This is a genomic window from Capnocytophaga sp. oral taxon 864 (assembly GCF_002998835.1).
In the GTDB taxonomy this organism is placed as follows: Bacteria; Bacteroidota; Bacteroidia; order Flavobacteriales; family Flavobacteriaceae; genus Capnocytophaga; species Capnocytophaga ochracea.
On sequence record NZ_CP027232.1, the window covers coordinates 2,614,691 to 2,640,280 of the forward strand.

A 25,590-nucleotide genomic window follows, 5' to 3' on the forward strand; every position below is an offset into this window, starting at 1 on the left:
GGAGGTTAAATAATTAAAAAGGGGTTAAAATTAAATTAATAAACAATGAAAAAGACACTTACATTGGCACTTTGTGCTACCGCTTTAATAGCTTGTGAAAAAAAGGAATATTGTAGTAACGACCCTAATGCGGCTCCCGATGCTTCTACTTGTTATGCCGTACAAGATTATGGTCGCACTTATAAGCACTTCTTTCAGCCCAAGAACGCTTGGGTGGGAGACCCTATGCCGTTCTATGACAACGGTAAGTTCCATATCTTCTATCTCTACGACCAACGTCCAGCACCTGCAACCTTCCACCCTTGGTATAGTGCTACCACTACTGATTTGGTGAACTATACCGATAATGGTGAAGCTATCCCTTGTGGTGCTGATGGTTCGCACGAAGATGCCCTCGGTACAGGTTCAGTATTCAAAGATGGGAATACCTATTACGCTTTCTACACAGGGCATAACGGCGATTTAGACCCCAAAGAAATCATCTATTGGGCTACTTCTACCGATTTGAAAACGTGGACAAAGGATACACAACACTCCTTCCGAGCTCCTGATAAGTACGATGCCAATGAGTTCCGCGACCCTATTGTATTTAAAGAAGGAAATGCCTATAAGATGCTCCTTAGCACCCGTGCCGATATAGGAAGCGGTGTATGGAAAGGTGTCGTAGCACAATTCACTTCTACCGACCTTAAGAACTGGACAAAAGACCCGAACACTCCCTTCTTCTATACTGACCCCAGTGCTTTTATGGTAGAGTGTCCCGATGTGTTTACACAAGGAAACTATCAGTATTTAATATTCTCTAACATCGAAGAAAGCGTGCGCCGTGTGCAATACAGATACCGTCGTGTGGGTGACAAGAATTGGATTACCCCTGCACAACAAGACTTAGACGACCGTGTGTTCTATGCCGGAAAAACCGCTACCGACGGCACTCACCGCTATATATGGGGCTGGAATCCGTCACGTATCAACTACGAAGATAATTCCGCCTATCACTGGGGAGGTTCTTTGGCTGTTCACGAGCTCACTCAAAACAGCGATGGTACCCTCAACGTAAAAATGCCTACCGCTTTTGATAGCAAACAAGCGGTATCTGCTTCTTTGGGTAGCATTTCGTTAGATAATAATACTCGTGTGTTCGACCGTCTTAGCAGTGGTTTCAACAAGATAGTTGCCAAAATAAAAGCCAATACCGCCACCGAGTTTGGGGTGATGTTTGGCGCTTGTGGTAACCTTTATGAAACCTACCGCGTAACGCTTAACCTCAACAAAGGAGAGTTACAACTCAACCGCGTGATTAGAGACGGAGGTACTGCTACCATTAATAGCATAAAACTCCCCGTGAACGCCAACAAGGAATACACCGTGAAAATAGTGCAAGAAGGCTCGGCTGCAGCAATCTATGTAAACGACGTAGTAGCCCTTTCTATCCGTTGCTATAAGATGAACCAAAACCCTTGGGGTATCTTTGCTAACGGAACAGCAAACTTTACTTTTTAGGTAAAAAGTAAAAGATAAAAGGTAAAAGGAGGAAGAGTGAACCTAAGACGAAGGAAAGACGAACAAAAGACGAACAAAAGACGAAGGAAAGACGAACAAAGGACGAAGAAAAGACGAAGGAAAGACGAACAAAAGATGAGTCTAAGGCGAAGCTAAAGCGAACCTAAGGCGAAGGACGGGTATAAACATCTTATCTTTTACCTCAAAAACAGATACTTTCATTACTTTATAAGTCTCAGCTTCCTCCCTCTCCTTAGTGAGAGGGAATGAAGATGAGGAATTAGTTTACTTATTTGCTAATTCAAATAAAAATAATGTATATTTGTACCATCTTTTAATTAAAAGAGATATAAAAAAGTATATGAATAACAAACTAATAGCAGGATTAGGAGTCTTAACGCTCACTGCCTGCCAGCAAAACACTGATGACCTCATCATCGAGGACTTCGAATCGGGTACTTATGCCAATTGGACGGTAGAAGGCGACGCCTTTGGTGCGACTCCCGCCACGGGTAGCTATACCGGTCAGCAGCCCGTAACAGGCTTTGAAGGGAAATACCTTGTCAACAGCTTCAACAACGGCGACGATTCTCGTGGAGCGCTTACCTCAAAAGAGTTCACCATCGAGCGCGATTACATCAACTTCCTCATAGGAGGAGGTACCCACGCCGATACCTACATCGAGCTTTTGGTAGACGGAAAGAGTGTGCTACAATCGCGTTCTCTCTACGAAACAGAAACCCTACAATGGCTCACTTGGGACGTAAAACCCTATAAAGGAAAGAAAGCCACTATCCGCATTGTCGATAACCAACGCGGTGGCTGGGGGCATATCCTCATCGACCAAATCGAACAAGGCAACAAACAAAAAAGCGTTTTTATGACTGATTACACCCGTACCTTTGAAGCCAAAGACAAATACCTGCTCATTCCTGTAGAAGACCAAGCAACCGAAAACAAAGTCCAACTATCGGTAGACGGTACCCTTATAGGCGAGCCAATGACCATTCGCATTGCCCAAAACAAAATAGACTACTGGGTGCCTATCGCTATCGAGGCATACAAAGGCAAGAAAGTAACCCTTACTTTCGCTGTTGCCAAAACTACTGATATGGGATTAGCCGAAATCAAACAGTCGGCTGAATATAACTTCAACTACAACGAAAAATACCGTCCGCTATACCACTTCACCCCTCAATATGGCTGGATGAACGACCCTAACGGAATGGTATACCTCGACGGAGTGTTTCACCTCTTCTACCAATACAACCCTTACGGAGCGCGCTGGGGCAATATGCACTGGGGGCACACCGTTTCCAAAGACTTGGTGAATTGGGAATACAAGCCTTTTGTATTAGCCCCCGATAAGTTAGGAGCGATTTTCTCAGGCAGTGCTGTGATTGACCACGAGAACACAGCCGGCTTTGGCAAAGGTGCTATGGTGGCTATTTTCACTTCAGCAGGCGACCGCCAAACACAATCTATTGCTTATAGCCTCGATGGCGGAAAGACCTTCACCAAATACGAAGGCAACCCCGTACTCACCGATGCCAATATCATCGACTTCCGCGACCCGAAAGTATTCTGGCACGCACCCTCTAAACAATGGGTGATGAGCCTTGCCACTACCCAAACTATCACCTTCTATGGTTCTAAAAACCTCAAAGAATGGACACGCCTCAGTGAGTTTGGCGAAGGTTTAGGCGGACACGGTGGCGTGTGGGAATGCCCCGATCTCTTCCCGCTTACTTATGAAGGAAAAACCAAATGGGTGCTCTTCGTGAGTATCAACCCTGGTGGACCTAACGGCGGAAGTGCTACTCAGTACTTTATCGGTAATTTCGATGGCAAAACCTTCACCCCCGATACTATGAACTATCCGCTTTGGTTAGACTACGGACGCGATAATTATGCAGGCGTAACGTGGAGTAATGTCCCCGCCACCGATGGTCGCCGTCTCTTTATAGGCTGGATGAGCAACTGGGATTACGCCAATGAAACCCCTACTCAAAATTTCCGTAGCGCGATGACTGTTGCCCGCGTTTTGCGTTTGGTGCATAATGGCGAGCACTTGGTAGTAGCCAGTGAGCCCGTAAAAGAGTTGGAGAGCTTGCGTCGTGAAGCAGTGCTTTTAGGTGATAAAACACGTACCAACACCTCTGATGCTATAACGTTCGAAAACTTCTTGCCCAATAATCAAGGAGCTTATGAACTCACTTTCACGGTAACCCCTAACGAGACCGATAGCTTTAGCTTTGCTCTCGAGAACGCCAAAGGTGAAACTATCAAATACCTATTTGATGGCGCTAATAAAACTCTATCGGTAGACCGCAGTAAGAGCAGTGTAGCTTTCAATGCCAATTTTGCTGAAACGCCTATCAAAGCCCCAATGGTAGCTAAGAAAAGCTATACTGTACGCTTGTTAGTAGACAAAGCCTCAACCGAGCTCTTTGTGAACAACGGCGAAGTAGTACAAACCAATGCGGTATTCCCTACCGAAGTATACAATACTCTCCGTTTCAACACCAGCAAAGGTACCCTCACTCTTAAAAATGTAACTGTCTATAAATTGAAATAATAAACCTCTCCCTCTGCCCCTCTCACAAGGAGAGGGGAGTGTGTGAGACTAATAATATATTCATAGTATGCAACAGAATAACAACTATCTAAAATATTTATTACCTGTACTCCTATCATTCTTCTGTATGGGCTTCGTAGACCTTGTAGGCGCCGCCTCTAACTTTGTAAAAGACGATTTTGGCTTGACCGAAACCACCGCCAAAGCGCTCCCTGCAATGGTATTCTTTTGGTTTCTACTTTTCTCAGTACCCACAGGCGTACTGATGAGCAAAATAGGTCGTCGTAAAACTGTACTCCTCAGCTTGGTGATTACCATCTTAGCAATGGTAGTGCCCTTTATCAGCTACAATTATACCACTATGCTGGTAGCTTTCTCCTTGCTTGGTATTGGTAACACACTGATGCAAGTATCGTTAAACCCGCTAATGTCAGCCATAGTAAAAGGCGACAAACTCGCAAGTTCACTCACTTTTGGTCAGTTTATCAAGGCAATAGCCTCGTTTTCTGCCCCCTTGCTAATGAGTTTTTGCTTTGATAAATTCAATGATTGGCGACTCTTCTTCCTGCTCTTTGTAGCTATTTCGGTAGTAACCCTCTTGTGGCTTGGAGCTACCCATATTGAAGAAGAGAAAAACGACAGCAAGAATGCCACCTTTGCCGAGTGTTTTGCACTGCTTGCTAACCCTTATGTACTCTTGTGTTTCATTGGTATTATGTGCCACGTAGGGATAGATGTAGGAGTTAATGCCTCAGCACCTACAATCTTTATGGAACGTTTAGGGCTTACCACTACCCAAGCCTCTTTTGCCACCAGCTGGTATTTCTTGTTCCGTACCATAGGATGTTTGTCAGGAGCTTATATTCTCACCAAAGTATCACCTAAGAGTTTCTTTACCCTTAGTGTGCTTTGTATGGTAGCCTCAATGGCGATACTGTTCTTTTTCAGTGATAAGACAATGCTCTACACTGCTATTGCTTTGGTAGGTTTTGGCAACTCCAATGTATTCTCAATCATCTTTTCGCAAGCCCTCTTGCAGAATCCTACTAAGAAAAACGAAGTATCAGGCTTAATGATTATGGGACTCTTTGGCGGTACTATCTTCCCTTTTGCAATGGGCTTAGCCTCCGATGCGATGAGTGGCTCACAGATAGGAGCCCTTATTGTCCTCAGCATAGGAGTATTATATCTGTTGCTAATGAGCACCCGACTCAAAGCAAATGCTAACAATTAGTCGTTAGAGAGTCCTACAAATTGTATAAGTCGGATTAGTCAGAAAAGTTTGATGACTGATAGTATTTATTACTATTAGTAGGAAATCTCAAAAAGAATTTATAACTTTGTACGCTGAAAAAGAATTAACAACAACACTTTCGCCTCCTTCCCCCCAAGGGAAGGGCAGGGGAGAGGATAATATACAATACAATGAAAAATACAGTAGTAGGATTGGGAGAAATCCTTTGGGATGTCTTCCCTGAAAGAAAAGTATTAGGTGGTGCGCCCGCTAATTTTGCTTACCACGTGTCGCAATTTGGTTTCAACGGCTATGCTGTGAGTGCCATTGGAGGCGACCTCCTCGGTAAGGAAATACTAAAAAGTTTAGAAGAAAAAGAACTCAACTACATCATTGAGAAGACTGATTTCCCCACAGGTACTGTAAAAGTACAGTTAGACGGTCGCGGGGTGCCTACCTATGAGATTAGCGAAAATGTAGCGTGGGACAATATTCCATTCTCTTCGCGTATTGAGAACTTAGCAAAGAACACTAATACCGTGTGCTTCGGGTCGTTAGCGCAGCGCAGTGAAATATCGCGCGCTACTATCCACAAGTTCTTAGATTTAATGCCTGCCGAGAGTTTAAAAGTATTCGATATCAATCTCCGCTTGAAATATTTCAGCAAAGAGATAATTGCCGATTCGTTAGACAAGGCAACCGCTTTAAAAATCAACGATGAGGAGATAGTGAAAGTGGCTGAAATGTTCAATTTGCAAGGAACTGATGAGGAGGTATGTAAGCGCCTATTGGAGAAATACAATCTCAAATTCCTCATCTTAACGCAAGGTACAAGAGGTAGCTATGTGTTCACGCCTAATGAAAAATCGTTCTTAGGGACACCTAAGGTTACCATCGCCGATACGGTAGGAGCTGGCGACTCGTTCACGGCTGCCTTTGTAGCCTCTTACCTCAATGGTCGCAGTATTGCCCAATCGCATCAGTTGGCGGTAGAAGTATCGGCTTACGTATGTCAGCAACACGGTGCGATGCCTCGCCTCGCCGATGCTCATTTGGAGTTGTTTAGATAAAATGACTTTTAGGAAGTATCATATACTTTTTTTATATTTCGCTCTCTTTGCTTGCCTTGCTTGCCAAAGGGAGCGAAACCCCCGTTATGTAATAGGGGTGTCGCAGTGCAGTGAAGACCTTTGGCGACAAACGATGAACGAGGAGCTCAAACGTGAAGTAGCCCTTTACCAAGCCAATACTGAGCTACTGATTCGCAGTGTGAAAGACGATACTCCTAAACAAATTGCCGATATAGAGTGGTTCATAGAACAAAAGGTAGATGTGCTCGTCGTTTCGCCTAACGAGTCGGAAGCGTGTACACCAGTTATTGAAAAAGCTTACCAGCAGGGTATTCCTGTGATTTTGGTAGATAGGAAAATCGCTACTGAGAGTTATACTGCCTATGTGGGAGCTAACAACTACCAAATAGGTAAAGAAGCGGGACACTATGCGATAGGTATTCTCAAAGGTAAAGGCAATATTGCCGAAGTGCGTGGTACCAAAGGCTCAACCTCCGATGCGGAACGCCATAAAGGCTTTGTAGATGCCCTTAAGAATGCTCCTGAGGTGCGAATAGTAGCCGAGACCTGGGGCAACTTCCTCAAAGCAGATGCCAAAGTGCAAATGCAACAACTTTTTCAGCAACACCCCAATATCGACCTTGTGTTTGCGATGAACGACCCAATGGCAGCGGGTACTCACGAAGCAGCGATGCAATTCAACGGTAAAATACCCTTTATCATAGGGGTAGATGCACTACAACAAGAAGGAATTAGCAATATAGAGAACAATGTGCAAGACGCTTCGTTTATCTATCCTACGGGAGGAGAAAAGGTTATTGACCTTGCAATGAAAATACTCCATAAACAACCTTTTGAGCGCGAGAATATTCTCAATACCGCTGTGGTGGACAAGAGTAACGTGCGTATTTTACAGTTGCAAACAGAGCAAATTGCTCAGAAACAAGCTAAGATAGAGGATATCAATCAGCAGCTGAGTGAGAGCCTTATTCAGCATACTACTCAGCGTACACTCTTCTATATTTCTATTATTGCTATTGGTTTGATTACCATATTTTTGGCAATAGCTATCAGAGCATATCGCACTAAGAGTCGTGCTAATAATCTGTTAGAAAAACAAAACGAAGAAATCAAACGTCAGGCTACCGAATTGCAACAACAGAAAGAACGCTTGGAGGAAATCTCGGCGCAATTAGAAGAGGCGACCCAAGCCAAATTACTTTTCTTTACCAATATTTCTCACGAGTTTAAAACACCGCTGTCGCTTATCTTAGGTCCTGTGCAGACGCTTTTGGCTCACAATTCACTTCCCAAAGAAGAACAAGACTTGTTATTCCTCATCAAAAAGAACAGCAACCGACTTTTGCATCTCATTTCCGAAGTAATTGAGTTCCGCAGTTATGAGAATGGCAAGATGCAAATGTACTTCACTAAGGGCAACCTAAAACGGTTTCTTACTGAACTCAATTCTTTTTTTAGTGACCGTATCAAACAAAAGAAACTCAACTTTCAGTTTCTTGCCGAAGATACTTCTTTTGAAATGGCTTTCGATAAGGAAAAAGTAGAGAAAATCTACTTCAACTTGCTTTCTAATGCACTGAAATTTACACCTCAAGGAGGAAGTATCACCGTGTCGTTAGAAAAAGAAGACCTTCCCCTAACCCCCTCCAAAGAAGGAGTAGCTGTGCTACGTGTGTTCAATAGCGGTTCATATATTCCGAAAGACAAACAAAGTGAGGTATTTGAACACTTCTACAAAATAAATCCCGATAGCGAAGGTTCGGGTATAGGTTTGGCTTTGGTACAAGCCTTAGTAGCCTCACACAACGGTACCATCAGCGTAGAGAGTACAGAAGGGGAGGGGACAACCTTCGTCATTCGCCTGCCTTTCACTCAAGAACAAGTATCGGTAAAAGCGGTATACGACAGCAATTACATAGAAACCCATCTCGACTTATTGCCTTCGTTGCCCGCACCTACCGAGAAGCTCAAACTACCGGCTTCTCCAACGGCTTCGGAGAAACCTACTGTACTGATTGTGGAAGACAACGAGGATATGCGTCAGTTTATTCGATATATCCTCAGCGATGACTATAACCTTATCGAAGCTGAAAACGGTGAAGAAGGCTTTGAAGTAGCTAAAAAGCACCTCCCCGATGTAGTAATCAGCGATGTGATGATGCCCAAGACTGATGGCTTCGATTTATGTCAGTTGATAAAAACTAACGTGGCTACTAATCATATTCCTGTGATTTTGCTCACCGCTTATGCGTTAGACGAGCAAAAGCAAGTAGGTTTTGAGAGTGGTGCCGATGCCTATATTGCGAAACCTTTCAACATAAAATTACTGAAAACACGGGTGCGCAAGCTCATAGAAAACCGTAAGAAGATACGTGAGAGTTTTAGTAATTTCCTCTTGAACGAAACTAAACAAGAGACTTTAGGTAAGGTAGAACAGCAGTTTATCACTGATTTTACGCATTACGTAGAGAACTCTATCGCCAATCCTGAACTGAATATAGACGAAATAGCCGACGCCTTAGGTTTGTCGCGTTCTAACTTATATCGCAAAATTAAATCGCTCACTGACTATTCGCCTAATGAGCTTATTCGCACTATACGAGTAAAATACGCTAAGCAGTTGCTCAACAGCAAAGCCAAGAGCATCTCGGAAGTTGCTTATGAAGTAGGATTTTCTTCTCCTTCCTACTTTGCGAAATGCTTTAAAGATTTTTACAACGAGAGTCCGACAGAGTACTTGGAACGGATTAGGTAGTGTTATAGACTGCTTTAAAATCTTGCACTGATTTTTCCCAGATAATTTTTTATTAATGCGAGTTTGATGTAAGGAAAGTGTAGCTTACGCTACAGAAATCTTACAAATCTTTGAAAAAATCAAACAAATAGGCAACAAGTTGCCTTTAAAGACATACTCTGCTATGCCAGCTCGCAGACTACACACAGATTACACGGATAGTTTTTCAATTGACAATTGATAATTGACAATTGATAATTGAAAAATATGGTGGGCACGAATTGGCAACTGCGTTGCTGGATTTTACAGATTACAATGTAAACATAGCTGTAAATCAGTATTATATATAACTGAGATTAATTAGCAAATGAGAGAATTAGCAAATTAAAAAATTTGGAAATTAGCTAATGGAGAGGTGTGTGTCGCACGGACAAAAACTTTGAGATGAAAAAGCGATAGGTTGGGACTGTTAGGAGTATTCGGAAGAAAACGGAGATTTTCAGAAGGAGGTTAAGAGAATTTTTGATGAAAAAAGGCTGTGAGGAGGGTATGATTAGCTTATAGAGAGCTTATAGGAAGCTTATACGAATCTTGGACGATTGGTATAGAAAGGGTATATAAGTAGTTGATTTTTACTGTAATACAATAGTGAAAAAAATGTTAAAAGCGGGGTTTCGAGACGAAAGAAAAGGGAATAGGCACTAGGCCTTAGGCCATAGGTACTAGGGGGGAGTATGACGGAAAATCAAAAGAAACCTCCCCCTATTCACATACTCCGCTCTCGCGGACTTCCGTTCAAAGGGGGAATGTGATGACGGAAAAGGGAAGAAAAAATGAATGACGAGTGATGAATGATGAGGGTAATGTGGTGAAAAACTTCTCTTGGAAAATTGTTATAAAAAAGGTATGAAGCATTGGTTTTAAATGAGATTTTTTTGTGTATTCGCGATTGATTTTCTACTTTTGCGCCTTATTAAATATATGCTTAAAAACGATGAAACGATTACTTTATATGTTATTGGCGCTATTGTCTTCGGCTTCTGTCTATTCACAAATGCTTTTTTCTGAAAACCTTACTATGACGATAGACAGCACCAAAACTCTGCAAGGGAGCCTAATGCCTATCTTGGATTTTAAAACCGAAAAAGAAGATGTCTTCACTTTTAAAAATACGGCTAATCTCAACTTGTTTATCAATCGCAATAGGGTTATTAATGTAATTAACAAGTTTGAATTATCTACTTATGGTAGTCAAGTAATATTAAGTGGTGGCTATGTGCATATGGAGTACCGCTATCTGTTAGACCACGCTTTTGAGGTGTATCCTTATGCTGAGTCGCAATGGGCAGAGAGCAGGGGAATGAACCACAAGATTTCTACCGGCTTACAATCGCGTTATCGGTTGCTGAATACTCAATCCTCGCTGATGTTTGCTGCGGTGGGCTTCTTCTTTGAATACGAAAAATGGGAATATCCTGCTCCCGATAACGTTGAGGCTACTTATGCTTACAGTCGCAGTATCAAAAGTCATTTGTCGCTCAGTTATAAACTTCGAATAGGTGAAAAATGGGAGCTTACCACTACTGCCATTCATCAAACTAGACCTGATAGTACTTTTAAGGAAGCGCGCTATGGTGGGGCTATCGACCTCAAATACAATATTACGCCTACCATAGGTATACTTGGTACCTACCGACTTATTTACGACTCTGCCCCTATTGTACCTATAAAAAAAGATTATCATTCGCTTGAAGTAGGGCTTAATATTTCTTTCTAATTTCCCCATTTGCTAATTTACTAATTTTCTGATTAACATTATGTATACAATTCCTTATATTGAATCCGAGGAGTTTTTTTATTTGGATGTATTCCTAAAATTGCTTTTAGGATTGTTAGCTCTTGCCTTAATCATCAACAAATCGGGCAAGGGTAATTTGGCACCGAGTTCGGCAATGGATCAGGTGCAAAATTACGTACTTGGGGGTATTATTGGAGGTGTGATTTACAGTCCATCGGTGAGTATCTTTCAGTTTGCTATCGTATTGGCTATTTGGGCATTTCTTATCATAGGATTACGTCAGTTAAAAACTAAAAACCAAGCTTTTAGGAGGTTTATAGACGGCGCTCCTGTGATTGTTATCAATCGAGGTAAGATAGATATAGCTGCCTGCAAAAAAGCTAAAATTACAGCACACGAACTCGCTTTCAAACTGCGCAAAGAAGGGGTATACTATATCAGAGAGGTAAAAAGAGCGGTACTTGAACAGAATGGAGAACTCATTATCGTGTTGGCAGGAGAAGAAAACCCCAAATATCCTGTCATTACCGATGGGATTATCCAAAAAAGTGTACTGGAAGATGTGGATAAAAGCGAAGAATGGCTACTTGGAGAGCTACAAAAGGCAGGATACAGCAATCCTTCTGAGGTATTTTTAGCAGAATACGAAAATGCTCAGATAAAAGTTATACCCTATATTTAGTAACAATGAGAAAGAAAAGCCCTCAAAAACATTTTGCTGTTCGTTGTTATTTTATTATCTTTGCCCAAAATACTTAATTGCTATTACAATGAAGTTAAAACATATTACTCTTTTAGTAGCCTCTACTTTTGCATTAGGGGCTTGTAATCAATCTAAAATAGCTTCTGAGCAAGAAGCACAAACCCCTCAAAAACCGCTTATCAGCTATGTAGACCCGTTTATTGGTACAGGCGGACACGGACATACCTACCCTGGAGCAACTACGCCTTTCGGTATGATACAAGTGAGCCCAGTGAATGGGCTCAGCAACTGGGATTGGTGCTCTGGTTACCACTATTCCGATAGCCTTATGGTAGGTTTTGGACATTTGAGTCTCAGTGGTACGGGTATAGGAGACCTAAACGACATCTTGCTAATGCCTACTACTAAAGAATACGACCTCAGCGTACTGAAATACGGTCGCAAAGAGCAATATCCTGTGAATGCCCAAGAGTTTCGCGATATGGTGCCTTACAAATCAAAATATAGCCATAAGAACGAAAAAGCAGAACCTGGCTATTACCAAGTGTATTTAGAAGACCCAAAAGTGAATGTAGAACTCACCGCGACACAACGTTATGCCGTACATCGTTATACTTTTGAAAAAGGCGCTGAACAATCAGTACTATTGAACTTGGGATTTGCTATCAACTGGGATAGCCCTACCAAAACTTCTTTTAGCAAATCGGATAAGAAGTTAGACGCTAATAACAACGACAATATTATCACAGGTTATCGTTATAGTACTGGCTGGGCTGAAAACCAAAAAGTGTTCTTTGCGATTCAGTTTTCTAAGCCTATAAAAAATATTACCTATCAAAAACACAAAGATGGTGTTACCTCAGGGCAAATCTTCTTTGATAATACTAATGAGAAGTTAGAGGTAAAAGTAGCCGTTTCGTCAGTAAGTGAAGAAAATGCTTTAGATAACTTGGAGTTATACAACGCTCCTAATTTTGATAAAACCAAATCATTAGCACAACAACAATGGGAAAAGACTCTTAGCAGTATAGTAGTAGAAACTCCTGTTGATTCTCTTAAAACTATTTTCTATACTGCCCTCTATCACGCACAAGTAGCGCCTGTAACTTTCTCTGATAAAAATGGTCAGTTCCGCCTACAAAACGATGAGATTGCAAAAACAGAAGGCACAGCTTATTCTACCCTTTCTCTGTGGGATACTTTCCGCGCCGAGCACCCACTGCTTACCCTTTTGCAACCTAAAGTAACTGCTGATATTATCAACTCAATGTTAGCTTACTACCAAGTGCACAAAGTGTTGCCCGTTTGGACGCTCTACGGCAATGAAACCAATACAATGACGGGTTATCACTCGGTAGCAGTGATTGCCGAAGCCTACCTAAAAGGCGTACGTGGTTTTGATGCTGAAAAGGCTTATGAGGCAATGAAAACTACAATGATGCAAGACGCACGGGGACTTAAAGCATACAAAAAATATGGTTACATACCTTATAACGCAGGGGTAGACGAATCAGTTACCATTACCCTTGAATACGCTTACGACGACTGGTGTGTAGCGCAAATGGCTAAAGCCTTAGGTAAAAACGAAGACGCTGCCTTCTTTACCAAACGCTCAGAAGCCTACACTCATCTATTTGATAAAGAAACGGGCTTTATGCGCGGTAAAAGCACTGATGGTAAATGGCGCACGCCTTTTGACCCTAAACGCTCCGACCACCGCGAAAACACCGACTATACCGAAGGTAACGCTTGGCAACACAGTTGGTTTGTGCCTCACAACGTACAAGGACTTATCAGCCTATTTGGAGGCAATGAACCTTTTGTAACACACTTAGAAAAACTCTTTACCGAAAGTTCTGAAATCACCGGTGAAAACACCTCTCCTGATATTTCAGGACTCATAGGTCAGTATGCGCACGGTAATGAACCCAGTCACCATATTGCCTATATGTTCAACGTAGCAGGACAACCTAAGAAAACCCAATATTGGGTAGATCGCATCTTGCAAACTCAGTACAACACTACCCCTAACGGACTTAGTGGTAATGAGGATTGCGGACAGATGTCGGCTTGGTACATTTGGAGTGCTATGGGCTTATACCCTATGAATCCAGCTTCAACCGAGTATCAATTCGGTCGTCCACTATTTGATAAAGTAACCATACACTTGCCTAACGGGAAGACTTTTACAATCATTGCTAAAAATGTGTCTAAAGACAATAAGTATATCCAATCTGTAAAACTCAACGGTAAGGAATATTCTCAATGGCATCTCTCTCACCAAGACCTTCTGAAAGGCGGTGAATTAGTTTTTGAAATGACAAACAAATAAATGAAAAGAAACATCTTAATCACAGGAGGAGCTGGATTTATCGGCTCTCACGTCGTGAGGCTATTTGTAAACAAATACCCCGACTATCACATTTTTAACTTAGATAAACTTACTTATGCTGGCAACTTAGAGAATGTTGCCGATGTAGCCAATGCCCCTAACTATACTTTTATACAAGCGGATATTTGCGACTACGAGCGTATGAAAGCCCTCTTCTCTGAACATCGCATTGATGGGATTATTCACCTCGCTGCCGAAAGTCACGTGGATAGAAGTATTGAAGACCCTTTTATCTTCGCGAAAACAAACGTGATGGGTACTTTGAGCCTTTTGCAAGCGGCTCGTGAGGCGTGGAAAGATAATATGCAAGGCAAACGCTTTTATCACGTCTCTACCGATGAGGTATACGGAGCCTTAGAAATAGGCGAAGCACTCTTTACAGAGAAAACGCCTTACGACCCCCAATCACCGTATTCGGCTTCTAAAGCTTCCTCTGACCATTTTGTGAGAGCTTACCATAACACTTACAAATTGCCCGTGGTGATTTCAAACTGTTCTAACAACTACGGTTCTCACCAGTACCCTGAAAAGTTAATACCGGTGTGTATCTATAATATTGTAGATAATAAACCGCTACCTATCTATGGCAAAGGTGAAAATATCCGGGATTGGCTTTTTGTGGAAGACCACGCTCGTGCTATCGATACTATTTTCCACCAAGGAAAAGATAGTGATACTTACAATATTGGAGGATTTAACGAATGGCGTAATATCGATTTGGTGAAGGTTATCATCAAAGAGGTGGATAAGCAGTTAGGTCGCTCTGAAGGTACTTCCGAAAAGCTCATCACTTTCGTAACCGACCGTGCTGGTCACGACCTCCGTTACGCTATTGATGCTACTAAATTGAAAAATGAACTCGGTTGGGAACCTTCCTTGCAGTTTGAAGAAGGTATACGGAAAACTGTAAAATGGTACCTAGCGAATAGGTAAAAGGTAAAAGATAAAAGGTAAAACAGAGGCTACTATATAGTAACCTCTGTTTTTTCTATTCTATAATTTGTTAATTATCTCATCTTCTACATACCACTTGGTTGGTGTATTCTAGGTTTACGATGTTATATTCATTCAGTTTATCAGTCTTCTCTAATTGCTTGTAAAAGGCTTTGAGGTTTGCTTTCTTGAGCGCTTCGTCTTCAAACTTGCCGAAAACGACCTTAAAGTGAGGTACACGCATTAAAAACTCATATTCTCCGTTAGGCTTTACCAATACTTCGGTGATGTTCTCAGCTAGCCATTGGTCGTTTTGGATAAACTGCATCAGTGCATAGGAGGCTTGCCAATAGCGCTCAGTATTACCTCTGAGAATGGGCACGCGTGCTGAGTAAGAACTTGAAAGAGGCATCTTCTTTCCTTGTGTATCCATATAATACACTCCATTGCCGTCGTATACGCGTGCGATAGGCTCTCGCTGTTTGATTTTAGCATTAAGAGTGCCGTCGATAGTGCAAAATACTTCCGATTTCTCAATCATCACATTGTTATCTAAGAGCTTTTCGATTTCGCTTAAACGAAGGAGTCCCATAGGGTGTTTTGCTTGTGGGTCTTTGAAGATAGTGCGCCGTATGGCATCATCAGTTACATACATATTCTCGTCCTGATGGTCTACCACCACCTCTTTTACGGTACGTGTTTTATTACGCCCTGAAGCAAACAACTGTATACAAAAGGGCAAAAAGACGATAACGAATATTTTTATGATTTTTTTTATGTACATTTTTCTTTATTTGATATCGTAACCAAACCTGCGCAATTGTCGCACATTGTTACGCCAATCTTTGTTTACTTTTACGAAAAGTTCTAAGTGTATTTGTTTGCCGAAAAACTTCTCTAAATCGGTGCGAGCTTCAATACCTACTCGCTTTAAGGCTTCCCCTTTATGACCTATGATAATCCCCTTCTGACTCTCGCGTTCTACCATTATCACTGAGCGAATGTGAATAATCGTCTCGCTATCGGCAAAACTTTCGGTCTCTACTTCTACCGAATAGGGGATTTCCTTTTTGTAATGCAATAGTATCTTTTCCCGTATAATCTCGTTTACAAAGAAACGCTCCGGTTTATCGGTGAGTTGGTCTTTTGGGAAAAATGCAGGTGACTCGGGTAAGAGTTCTATAATGCGGTTGAACACCACTTCGGTTTGAAAGTTGCGCAAAGCCGAAATAGGATATATCTCGGCACGAGGCACTTTTTCTTTCCAGTAGGCGACTTGTTCCTCTAATACATTTTGGTCGGAAGTATCCACTTTGTTAATGAGCAACAATACAGGCACTTCCAACTGGTTGATGCGCTTAAAGAAAGCCTCGTCTTTCAGTTCTTTTTCGCCTATTTCTACCATATAAATGAGAATGTCGGCGTCTTCGAAAGCACTCTTTACAAAATCCATCATCGAGGCTTGTAATGCGTACGATGGCTTGATAATACCGGGGGTATCCGAAAAAACTATCTGAAAATCATCACCACTTACGATACCAAAAATACGGTGTCGCGTGGTTTGTGCCTTGGAGGTGATAATAGAGAGTTTTTCGCCTACAAAGGCATTCATAAGGGTAGATTTTCCTACGTTGGGGTTCCCGATAATATTTACAAATCCAGCTTTGTGCACTTGTTAATTGTTATTTGTTAATTGATTCAGCCATTCCTTTGCCCCAATGAGGATGATTAGGCGTTTTGGGAGTAAAATGTTCAAACTTCTCTAAGGCTTTTTGGAGCATTGGTTTAGCTTTTGCTACGCCCCCACCAAATATCTTGGGTGTAAAGTAAATGCCAATAGCACGAATGAGATAGGGTCTTGGGTTTTTGGGGTTTTCTTTAATAGATTTCTCGGAATACTCACGACTCAGTTTACCGTATTTAGCTCCGCGAAACATTGGGTTTACCTTCACTTTGACACTATACAGATAGGCGTATAAGGCGTTGATTTCTGATGCATCGGCATCGGGTTGTTTTTCAGCTATCTTTATGTACTTTTCTGCCAGATTGCAATAACTGTCAATAGACCCTCCCGATGATTGGTCGGCAAGGCGAATGTTCACATAAGCCGCATAGTAATTTGCGAGCCAATGCGAAGGCACTGTGTTCGCAAGAGTTTCAAAATCTTTAGCTAAAGTCTGCAATTCTTTAGTAGCATAGCTTTTGTCAAGGAGTTTTACTTTTTCGGTAAGCATTGCCTCCACATCTTGAGCATAAGCAACACTACAAAAAAGGAGCAAAAAAAGTGTAATATATCTGTTCATAACAACATTGTCAATTATTATCTTCTTCCTTTTGGTTTTTTAGCAGGAGCTGAAGGGGTAGGAGAGGAGGTAGTTTTTTGGGTATCTGTCTCTTCTTTCTTTTTCTCTTTTTTATAAAGAGGAATGAGATAGCTGAGAGTATAGTTGAAATTCACACCAAAACGACTCCCTTCATATACCCGACCAAAGGCAGGAATATAGTAGTTAGGGAAACCACTACTGCCCGTTTGAGCCACCAAAAGACCTACGCGTACGCTTGCTCCTGCGTAAAGGTTATGCAAGAGTTCCGCTTTAATGCCCAATACGAGTTCCAACCAATGGGCTGTACGTCCGTCGTATTTCTTTAAGAAAGAAGGATCGGAGCCCGTGATAGTTTCGTTCCAATATTGGTTATCTTTATGGATAATATATGAGGTAAGGTCTTGAGAGAAGAGCGAAATGCCATAGCGAGCCCCCACGTAAATCATATTCTCCATACCATACCAATTGCCATAGGTGTTATAATCGAAACCAGCACGTAAGAACTGACCTTCGGTAGAGTAAGTAAAGAAATCTTCGTTTTTAGTTCTTTTTTCCATACCGAGTTCAGCAGCGAAGTAGTAGTTGGTTGTTAGGCGGTAATCGCCTACCAATTCGAGTCCGTAGTAATTCTTATCAAAGAAAGGGCGTACCAGTTTGCTCAGGTCGGCACCTACGCGCAAGCCATACCGCTGTTTGTACACAGGGGCTTCTTGTTTTTCGGGCAAGGCAATAGTAGTTTGTGAGGTCGTGCGGGTAGCCGTTTGAGCCATTGCACCTAAGCCCCACCATATACTAATGATACAAATGTATATGAGCTCTTTTTTCATTATCTACGGTAGTGTTCTTGATGTTAAGACCTTTTAGCCAAGAGGTATTTGTGTCTTGAATGGTAGCTGAAAGGGTGTTGTAAGTAATTTTCACTCCACAAGCCTTGCTTACGAACGACTGTTCGGGAGTATAAGTGAGCGTGAGGGTTGCGGTGCTAGTGGTAGTACCTGAAACTACGGTTTGGAACAAGTAGGTAGTAGGAGACTCCAAGCGCAAAGGTAGTGCAAGTGAATCTAAAGTTGCACTGCTTACCAGAGGCGTAGTATTTCCTTCGCCATAAACTGTAAGGTTAGTTACGCTAAAAGGCGTACGGGTGTTATTTTGGTTGTAGAAACGCACCACTAAACGAGGTGTATTCACGCTGTGGTCGCAAAGGTCGTCGGACTCACAACTTATCAACATTGAAAGCGAGAGTATTAAAAATGATATAAAGATAGTTCTTTTCATTATCAAAAATAAAGTTGGTGCAAAGATACGAAATAATTATAAATGACAAAAAAAACTTCATAGAGCAACACGACACTTGCGTTTAAAGGCCTACCCCCGTTCCCCCTTCCGAAGGGAAGGGGGCAAGCCACAAAGACTACTTTTTTATGAGAAAACATCTAATATTTTCTACTATTGTGAAGTTTATTCTCAAGATATATAGGTTGTTGTTTTTAAATGTGAATGCCGTGACAGAGCAACTTAGTATCGATACTTATTAGCTTGATGGACAAAGCTTATTCGAAGGGAGAGCGAAGTTAAAGCGAACCTAAGACGAAGGTAAGACGAAGGTAAGACGAAGGTAAGACGAACAATGAACGTACAAAAGATAGAGATAGCCTGAAGCTAAGAAGAAACTTTTATGTGGCAAAAGAAGTTATTTGAGATTAGAAATTGATAAATGACCTTTCATTTAAATTTGTTAATTTACTGAGTTATTTTTATTTTTGTCGTCTTAAGTAGGTGCGCTTATTGGGGCTCGTGCCTAAAAATGTAATGCTTAAAAGAAATACAAGCCCTAAAAAAAACGGCTTTCCATACCGCTATAAGAAGCCTCAGCTTTGCTCAATCTAACTGAAGGCAACCTTAAAGGGGGCTAATGGTGTAAGGAAATATATAAGATGCTCAAAAATGAACCTGAATAAACTCATAAATTCGCGACTCTTGAATGCCTCTATTGATAAAGTGATCAAAGTCAAAAAATATAACCTATTCTTAGGTTTTGTCGTAATAACAATAGCACTTTTTGTTTTCTTTATAGTGGCTATCGTTGTAATGGTAGTAGGGATACCTATTCTTTGGTTAGTGAATTTGTTTAAGAAATAAAATATGTATTGCAAAATATTCGTAAATTACCAAGGAGAGAAATCTTCTTTGCAAACGATTTTCAAACAAGTAGCTAAAAAATGTTTAATTTGTTGTGATTTGTTCAATTGCTGAGGTGGTAGTCTCATTCATTTTTCACTCAAAAAACAAAAAGCCCGAAACGGGACGCTTCGGGCTCTTCGATATATTATACTATTCTTCTAATCAAGCAGATATGATACGAATCATCACCTTCTAAAAAGGTAGAACTGATACGATATGTAATTTGACATAGGTCATTTTTCTTCGTGCACATCTTTATTTAGTTAAACAAATGTTTTTGAAATCGTGGACAAAGGTGTGACTATTTTTTGAATATGCAAGAAATAGACTATTATTTTACCTAAATAAATTCATCGGCTTCTTTATTGGCGACCAAACGGAAGCCTTCGCCGTGAATGTTTAGGATTTCCACTTTGTCGTCCTTTTTCAAGAGTTTGCGCAGTTTTGCGATATATACGTCCATACTGCGAGAGGTGAAATAGTTGTCGTCTTTCCATATTTTGGAAAGAGCTAACTCACGTGACATAAAATCATCGGTGTGTAAGGCGAGCAAACGCAAAAGTTCATTTTCCTTAGGGGAGAGTTTTACAGGTTCTTCGTCCTTATATTTGAGAATACGCAATTTGGTATTGAGGAAGAATCTTCCTATTTCGAACTCAAACTTATTGTCGTCTACCATTGTTTCGATGCTTTTACGTTGCAAAATTGAACGTATTTTCATCAATAGGATTTCGGAGTCGAAGGGTTTGTTTAGGTAGTCATCAGCTCCTGAGCGATAGCCTTTTATCACATCTTCACGCATTGTACGAGCTGTAAGGAAGATAATAGGTATTTTCTCATCTTTCTCACGAATTTCTTTGGCTAAAGTAAAACCGTCTTTATAAGGCATCATCACGTCTAAGATACACATATCGTATGTTTCTTTCTTAAACTTTTCGAAGCCTTCCATACCGTTTTTAGCTAAGGTAACGTCGAAGCCGCTCATTACCAAGTAGTCTTTTAGTACAGTGCCGAAGTTGGGGTCGTCTTCTACTAAGAGAATGTGTTTATTGTTCGTAGAAGCATTTGAACTGTAATAGTTTCCGTCTGTATTCATTTTTTTATTGTTTTAGGCAATTATGAATTAAATTGTTAAGTTCTTAAATTATATTACCGGCAATTTGATAAAGAAGGTACTACCTTTTCCTTTGTCGCTTTCTACATTGATGCTTCCTTGATGGTATTCTACGATACTTTTCACGTAAGCAAGCCCTAACCCGTGTCCTTTTACGTTGTGTAAATCGCCAGTATGTTCTCTATAAAACTTGGTAAATACGTGTTTCATAGCCTGTCTGCTCATTCCTTGTCCTCTGTCTTTTACACGTATTAGTATTTTATTCTTTATATTTTCAGTATAAATGTCTATTTCGGGGGCATTAGGTGAGTATTTGATAGCATTTTCAATCACATTCACAAATACATTAGTAAGGTGTGATTTGTTTGCTGATACATCGCCGTTTTCTGCCAAAAAGTGAGTGCGCAATACGCCTCCACGTTCGTCGAGCATTACTTGTAGGTGCCCTATGGCATTGCTTATAAGTTCGTGCACGTCCAAGGGTTCTCTCTCTAAATGCAAGTTTCCTTTTTCGAGACGTGATATTTGCAAAATGTTTTCTACCTGAGCCAGCATTCGCTTGTTTTCCTGTTTGAGTATTTTTACATATCCTTTTATTTTCTCAGGGTCGTGCAGGGCGACAGGTGTTTTGAGACTGTCCAGCACTAAGTTCATAGTGGCAATAGGTGTTTTGAACTCGTGCGTCATATTATTGATAAAATCAGTCTTGATTTCGGAAATGCGACGCTGAGTGATGAGCTGGTGGAAGGTAACCACAAACACACCTATAACTATTAGTAAAAATACTACTGATAGGGTTGCTACCCCTATTACTGATGATAGCACATAGCGCTCGCGCTGAGGGAATACTACTGCTAATTCATATACTGAATCGTCGGAGCTATTGCCTCCAAAAAGCAAGGTGCGATATTCCTTAGTTTCATTAGGGTCAAAGTACTTAGAGTGTATCTTCGATAAGATATTGCGGTTATACACGGCAAACTCGAAAGGTAAATTCAAGCCTCTTTTTTTGAGTTTCTGCTCTAAGAGTGTGTTTATTTGGCTTACGGACACTCGTTCGCTAATGGTTTGTTGCCTTATAATACTCTTAAATGATTCTTCTATCATTAAGCGTTCAATCTCGGGTAATTCACTTAGCTTTTCGTAGGCTTTTATGATAGGCAACTGTTTGTTATCTATATTATTACCTCTGTTGATATGCTGGAAACTTTCTCTGTTTGTATAGTTCTTTAAGGTAAAAGAATCGGAGAGTTTCAAATCATCGATGAGTACAGGGTTGCGCAGATTGGTAGCTAAAGCGTAATCTTCCTCTAAAATACCGTGTTTATAAATAAAGGTCTCTTTGCTTAGTTTGTTTTCTTGCACATAGATAAACTCTCGCAGATGACTGTCTTTGAGTTTTAAGGTGCTATCGTTCTCGCGCAAATAGATAATTTGAGCTACGTATTTATCGACTTCATCTTGCTCTATTTGTTTAGCTACATTGTTGAGTACCTGCTGAATAGAATAAGTAAAAGCTTCTTCTTTATTGTCGATGGCTGATTTAATCCAATACCCTTGTATGGCAATAATCCCTACAAGAGAAAGGCTTATGAGCACTACTGCGAGTATGTATAATCGCTTATTCACCGGGCAAAGTTAAAACAAATATTTTATATAAAAAACAAATTCTCTTAAAAATTTAACAAAAGATTAAGGAGTACCCTTTTTAAGAAGGCTAAAATACTGAGGTTTTTCTTTTATAAACCCTTGTTTTTACTAAGGAAGAGAAGCGACAATGTTAATATAATACCAAAAATGCCAATAATACCGATGAGAAAATTAGGAAATGAGAAAATTAGGAAATGAGAAAATTAGGAAATTAGCAAATGGGTAGTGATAAAAAAGGTTTTTTGACGGATCTGACTTGTCGGACAAATCGGACTGGTCTGAGTTATCGGAGAAAAACGAAAAATATAAAAAGTGAGTTAGGAGAGTTTTTGATGAAAAAAGGCTATGAGAAGGGTGGGGTTAGCTTATAGAGAGCTTATAGGAAGCTTATACGAATCTTGGACGATTGTTATAGAAAGGGTATATAAGTAATTGACTCATACTGTGATACAACAAGGCTAAAAATGTTAAAAAAGAGGTTTCGAGGCGAAAGAAAGAGGAAGAGGCGATAGGCCTTAGGCCATAGGCACTAGGGGGAGTATAACGGAAAAGTGTGAGCCACACAGACAGGTGCGAGCCGCACGGGCAGATGCAAGTCGCACGGTCAATGAAGAATGAACGAAGAATGAACGAAAAATGAACGAAAAATGAACGAAGAATGAACGAAGAATGAACGAAGAATGAACGAAGATAAGGTGGAAATAAGGTGGAGATAAGACGGAGATAAGAATATTTGAGAAGAGGGGATTGCTTAATGAAAGATGAGATTTTTGAGGGGATATGATGTGGTTATGATAAAAAAGTGAGATAAAAAGTTTGTATATAAAAATAAAGTTGTATCTTTGCACCTTGAAAAATGAACAATTGATTACTAAACTTGTAGAAAATGAGAAAGTTAAAAGAATACGATATTTCTTTTGCAGGCTTAAAACAGGGGAGACATCAATTTGTTTATGAGATTGACAAAGCGTTTTTGCAACTGTTTAATTTTGACGAGGTGAATGATATTCATCAGCAAGTAATCGTTGATTTAGACAAGAAGAGCAACTTGTTGGAACTGCATTTTCACAACAGAGGTACTGTGAATGTGAATTGTGATGTTTCTAATGAGCCTTTTGACTTGGCAGTAGAAGGAACTCTTTTTTTGGTGGTGAAGTTTGGTGAAGAGTATAATGATGACGATGAAGAAATCTTGATACTTCCTCACGGAGAATACCAACTGAATGTGGCACAATATATATATGAGCTTATTGTGTTGTCAATCCCTGCTAAGCGCGTACACCCTGATGTTTTGAATGGGACGATGCACTCGGCAGTATTAGATAAATTGGAAGCACTTGCTCCAAGAGAGCAACACAATGCAGTGACTATAGACCCGCGTTGGGAAAGTTTAAAGAATTTAATAACAGATAAATAATATAAAGAATTAAGTAATGGCACATCCTAAGAGACGACAATCAAAAACAAGAAGAGATAAGAGAAGAACCCACGACGTAGCGGTAGTTCCTCAAATAGCAAAAGATCCAACAACTGGCGAAAACCATTTGTATCACCGCGCACACTGGCACGAAGGTAAATTGTACTATCGTGGACAGGTGCTTGTGGATAGTACAGAAGAAGCAAAATAGATTTGCTTCAGTTGATTTTATAAGATTATAAAAAAGAGAACAATATTAATATTGTTCTCTTTTTTTGCTTTGTGAGGGCGATTTGCAAATCGCCCTTACAATATAACTAAAGGAAATTGATTATCAAGATAGTCTACTTTGACAAAGGTCGTAGCACGACCGTAGCACGACAAGCGATTAAAATTTTGGCAAAGTAATACTGATTGTAAAATGACTGTACTGTGAATTAGCTTTTTTGGGTGCCTTCTTGAGCGTCTTCTTCTAAGAAACCTTTGGCTAATAGAAGGTTGTACCATTGGATTATTTTCTTAATATCGCTGGCATACACACGGTCGCGGTCGTAATTAGGGAGTACTTGAGAGAAATACTCTTCGAGAGTAGCTCCATCGGATTTTGGAGAGATACGCGCTTCTTTTCCTTCTTCAAAGTTCTTCATATTAGTAAAAACTTCGGTGAGAGGCACTTCTTTTTCGAGTGTATAAATTGCGATTTCAGACAATAGGCTCACGTTGTTGCGAATACCTACCGATATACGCTTACCATCGGCTAATGAAGTGGCTAAGAAACCAGAGCGCGTTTGAGTTTCTAAGTGATATAAACCAGGTTTGCCAGAAATGGCTAATACTTTTGTTAGATTCATTGTATTTATTTAAGAGTTAAAAAGTTAAGAGTTAAAAGTTATGAGTGTTACTAATTATAACTGTAAGTTAGTGTACTATCTTTTGTTTTTGGCATCGAAGAATTTCATTCGGTAGTCTACCTTTACCTTTCCTTTACTGATATTAGTCAGCTTACTTTTGATGAGTTGGCGTTTAAAAGAAGAGAGTTTATCAGTGAACAGAATGCCTTCGATATGGTCGTATTCGTGCTGAATGATACGAGCCGCGAGTCCTCCAATGGTAAGTGCTTGCTTATTAAAGTCTTCATCAAAGTATTCAATGGTGATTTGCTTGTGCCTGCTAACGTCTTCTCGTACGCCAGGAATACTGAGGCACCCTTCGTTGAAGTTCCAAGTATCGCCTGTTTCCTCTATTATTTTGGCATTGATAAAAGTTTTTTTGAAGCCTTTTAAGAAAGTTTGCTCTTCTTCTGAAAGCTCATCGTCATCGGCGAAAGGAGAGGCATCTACTACGAACAAGCGTATAGAGAGACCTACCTGAGGAGCAGCGAGCCCCACGCCATAAGCGGCATTCATAGTGTCGTACATATTAGCAATCAGTGTTTTGAGTTGAGGATAATCGGGGGGGATTTCAGTTCCTACCTTTCTGAGCACTGGGTCGCCATAAGCAATAATAGGTAAAACCATTGTGTTTTAATTTGTTTATCGGGCGCAAAGGTAAGAATAATTTGGAAATTAGCAAATGAGGAAATGAGAGAATGAAAAAATGTGGAAAAGAGAAAAGTTTGTTGTATCTTTGCACCAGAAAGAAAAGCTACACAGTTATACCGTGTAGTGTTTTTCCTTTTTTAGGGGAGAATGGAGAGAAAAACTCTTAATAAAACGCCTTTTTATTTAACAGAATACAAAATGCACAACAAGAGAGTGTAAAAGACGCTATCTGTTGATTTGCAATATATTTAATGTGTAAAAAGGTAATTTGTGTTGTGTAGCACTATGTTAAATAATGTTAAATATTTGTGTAGTGTATATTATATAAAATAAATATCTTACTTTTGCGTTTGAAGAGAGAGGTGTAACTATTATACAAAAAGATATATGAGACACC

Annotated in this window: 20 protein-coding genes; 11 read left to right on the forward strand and 9 right to left on the reverse strand. The window is 40.4% G+C overall.

Features of this window, described 5'->3' with window-relative positions; all coding sequences use genetic code 11:
- Window positions 1-45 precede the first annotated feature (45 nt).
- The 9 genes from C3V44_RS11695 (at window position 46) to rfbB (ending at window position 14,966) form a co-directional block, all read left to right on the forward strand.
- Window positions 46-1,503: a glycoside hydrolase family 32 protein gene (locus C3V44_RS11695; protein ID WP_106096581.1), complete on the forward strand. Its 1,458-nt coding sequence runs from the start codon at window positions 46-48 to the stop codon at window positions 1,501-1,503.
- Window positions 1,504-1,864: 361 nt separating this feature from the next.
- The gene (locus tag C3V44_RS11705) at window positions 1,865-4,081 is read left to right on the forward strand and encodes a GH32 C-terminal domain-containing protein (protein WP_106096672.1); all 2,217 of its coding nucleotides are present in this window, start codon (window positions 1,865-1,867) and stop codon (window positions 4,079-4,081) included.
- A gap of 67 nt (window positions 4,082-4,148) precedes the next feature.
- Entirely contained in the window at window positions 4,149-5,315 is a 1,167-nt protein-coding gene (locus tag C3V44_RS11710; protein WP_164996619.1) for a sugar MFS transporter, read from the forward strand.
- A gap of 191 nt (window positions 5,316-5,506) precedes the next feature.
- Window positions 5,507-6,385 carry a carbohydrate kinase gene (locus C3V44_RS11715; RefSeq protein WP_106096583.1) on the forward strand — a complete coding sequence of 293 codons (879 nt, stop codon included), beginning with the start codon at window positions 5,507-5,509 and terminating at the stop codon, window positions 6,383-6,385.
- Window positions 6,360-9,161: an ABC transporter substrate binding protein gene (locus tag C3V44_RS11720; protein ID WP_106096584.1), complete on the forward strand. Its 2,802-nt coding sequence runs from the start codon at window positions 6,360-6,362 to the stop codon at window positions 9,159-9,161. Before C3V44_RS11715 ends, C3V44_RS11720 begins: the two co-directional genes overlap by 26 nt.
- Window positions 9,162-10,134: 973 nt before the next feature.
- Window positions 10,135-10,917, forward strand: coding sequence for a DUF481 domain-containing protein (locus tag C3V44_RS11725; RefSeq protein WP_106096585.1), 783 nt, complete (start codon window positions 10,135-10,137; stop codon window positions 10,915-10,917).
- 40 nt (window positions 10,918-10,957) lie between these two features.
- On the forward strand, window positions 10,958-11,620 hold the full coding sequence (locus C3V44_RS11730) for a DUF421 domain-containing protein (protein ID WP_016479147.1): 663 nt from the start codon (window positions 10,958-10,960) through the stop codon (window positions 11,618-11,620).
- An 88-nt stretch (window positions 11,621-11,708) separates the two neighbouring features.
- On the forward strand, window positions 11,709-13,973 hold the full coding sequence (locus C3V44_RS11735; protein WP_106096586.1) for a GH92 family glycosyl hydrolase: 2,265 nt from the start codon (window positions 11,709-11,711) through the stop codon (window positions 13,971-13,973).
- Window positions 13,974-14,966, forward strand: a complete 993-nt coding sequence (rfbB, locus tag C3V44_RS11740; protein WP_106096587.1) for a dTDP-glucose 4,6-dehydratase — start codon at window positions 13,974-13,976, stop codon at window positions 14,964-14,966.
- Window positions 14,967-15,045: 79 nt separating this feature from the next.
- Here the strand turns inward: rfbB and C3V44_RS11745 are convergent, their stop codons facing one another.
- The 7 genes from C3V44_RS11745 to C3V44_RS11780 form a co-directional block, all read right to left on the reverse strand.
- A complete protein-coding gene (locus tag C3V44_RS11745) occupies window positions 15,046-15,750 on the reverse strand; it encodes a cell division protein FtsQ/DivIB (RefSeq protein ID WP_106096588.1) in 705 nt (234 codons plus the stop codon).
- A gap of 6 nt (window positions 15,751-15,756) precedes the next feature.
- Window positions 15,757-16,638, reverse strand: a complete 882-nt coding sequence (era, locus tag C3V44_RS11750) for a GTPase Era (protein ID WP_106096589.1) — start codon at window positions 16,636-16,638, stop codon at window positions 15,757-15,759.
- Between the two features lie 10 nt (window positions 16,639-16,648).
- Window positions 16,649-17,269, reverse strand: a complete 621-nt coding sequence (locus C3V44_RS11755) for a hypothetical protein (protein ID WP_106096590.1) — start codon at window positions 17,267-17,269, stop codon at window positions 16,649-16,651.
- A 17-nt stretch (window positions 17,270-17,286) separates the two neighbouring features.
- Window positions 17,287-18,117 carry a DUF6048 family protein gene (locus C3V44_RS11760; RefSeq protein WP_106096591.1) on the reverse strand — a complete coding sequence of 277 codons (831 nt, stop codon included), beginning with the start codon at window positions 18,115-18,117 and terminating at the stop codon, window positions 17,287-17,289.
- Window positions 18,083-18,520, reverse strand: coding sequence for a DUF6452 family protein (locus C3V44_RS11765; RefSeq protein ID WP_016479154.1), 438 nt, complete (start codon window positions 18,518-18,520; stop codon window positions 18,083-18,085). Before C3V44_RS11765 ends, C3V44_RS11760 begins: the two co-directional genes overlap by 35 nt.
- 1,291 nt (window positions 18,521-19,811) lie before the next feature.
- Window positions 19,812-20,567 carry a response regulator transcription factor gene (locus tag C3V44_RS11775; protein ID WP_106096593.1) on the reverse strand — a complete coding sequence of 252 codons (756 nt, stop codon included), beginning with the start codon at window positions 20,565-20,567 and terminating at the stop codon, window positions 19,812-19,814.
- A gap of 48 nt (window positions 20,568-20,615) precedes the next feature.
- On the reverse strand, window positions 20,616-22,214 hold the full coding sequence (locus C3V44_RS11780; protein WP_009410640.1) for a sensor histidine kinase KdpD: 1,599 nt from the start codon (window positions 22,212-22,214) through the stop codon (window positions 20,616-20,618).
- 907 nt (window positions 22,215-23,121) lie between these two features.
- Between C3V44_RS11780 and C3V44_RS11790 the strand changes: the two genes are divergently transcribed.
- On the forward strand, window positions 23,122-23,652 hold the full coding sequence (locus C3V44_RS11790) for a DUF177 domain-containing protein (protein ID WP_106096595.1): 531 nt from the start codon (window positions 23,122-23,124) through the stop codon (window positions 23,650-23,652).
- A gap of 16 nt (window positions 23,653-23,668) precedes the next feature.
- Complete coding sequence (gene rpmF / locus C3V44_RS11795; RefSeq protein WP_002673108.1) at window positions 23,669-23,863, forward strand: 50S ribosomal protein L32; 195 nt, start codon at window positions 23,669-23,671, stop codon at window positions 23,861-23,863.
- 226 nt (window positions 23,864-24,089) lie between these two features.
- On the opposite strand, the gene C3V44_RS11800 is transcribed toward rpmF, so the two are convergent.
- Window positions 24,090-24,503, reverse strand: coding sequence for a DUF5606 domain-containing protein (locus C3V44_RS11800; RefSeq protein ID WP_106096596.1), 414 nt, complete (start codon window positions 24,501-24,503; stop codon window positions 24,090-24,092).
- Window positions 24,504-24,578: 75 nt separating this feature from the next.
- A complete protein-coding gene (gene def / locus C3V44_RS11805; protein ID WP_016479158.1) occupies window positions 24,579-25,169 on the reverse strand; it encodes a peptide deformylase in 591 nt (196 codons plus the stop codon).
- Window positions 25,170-25,590: the final 421 nt, after the last annotated feature.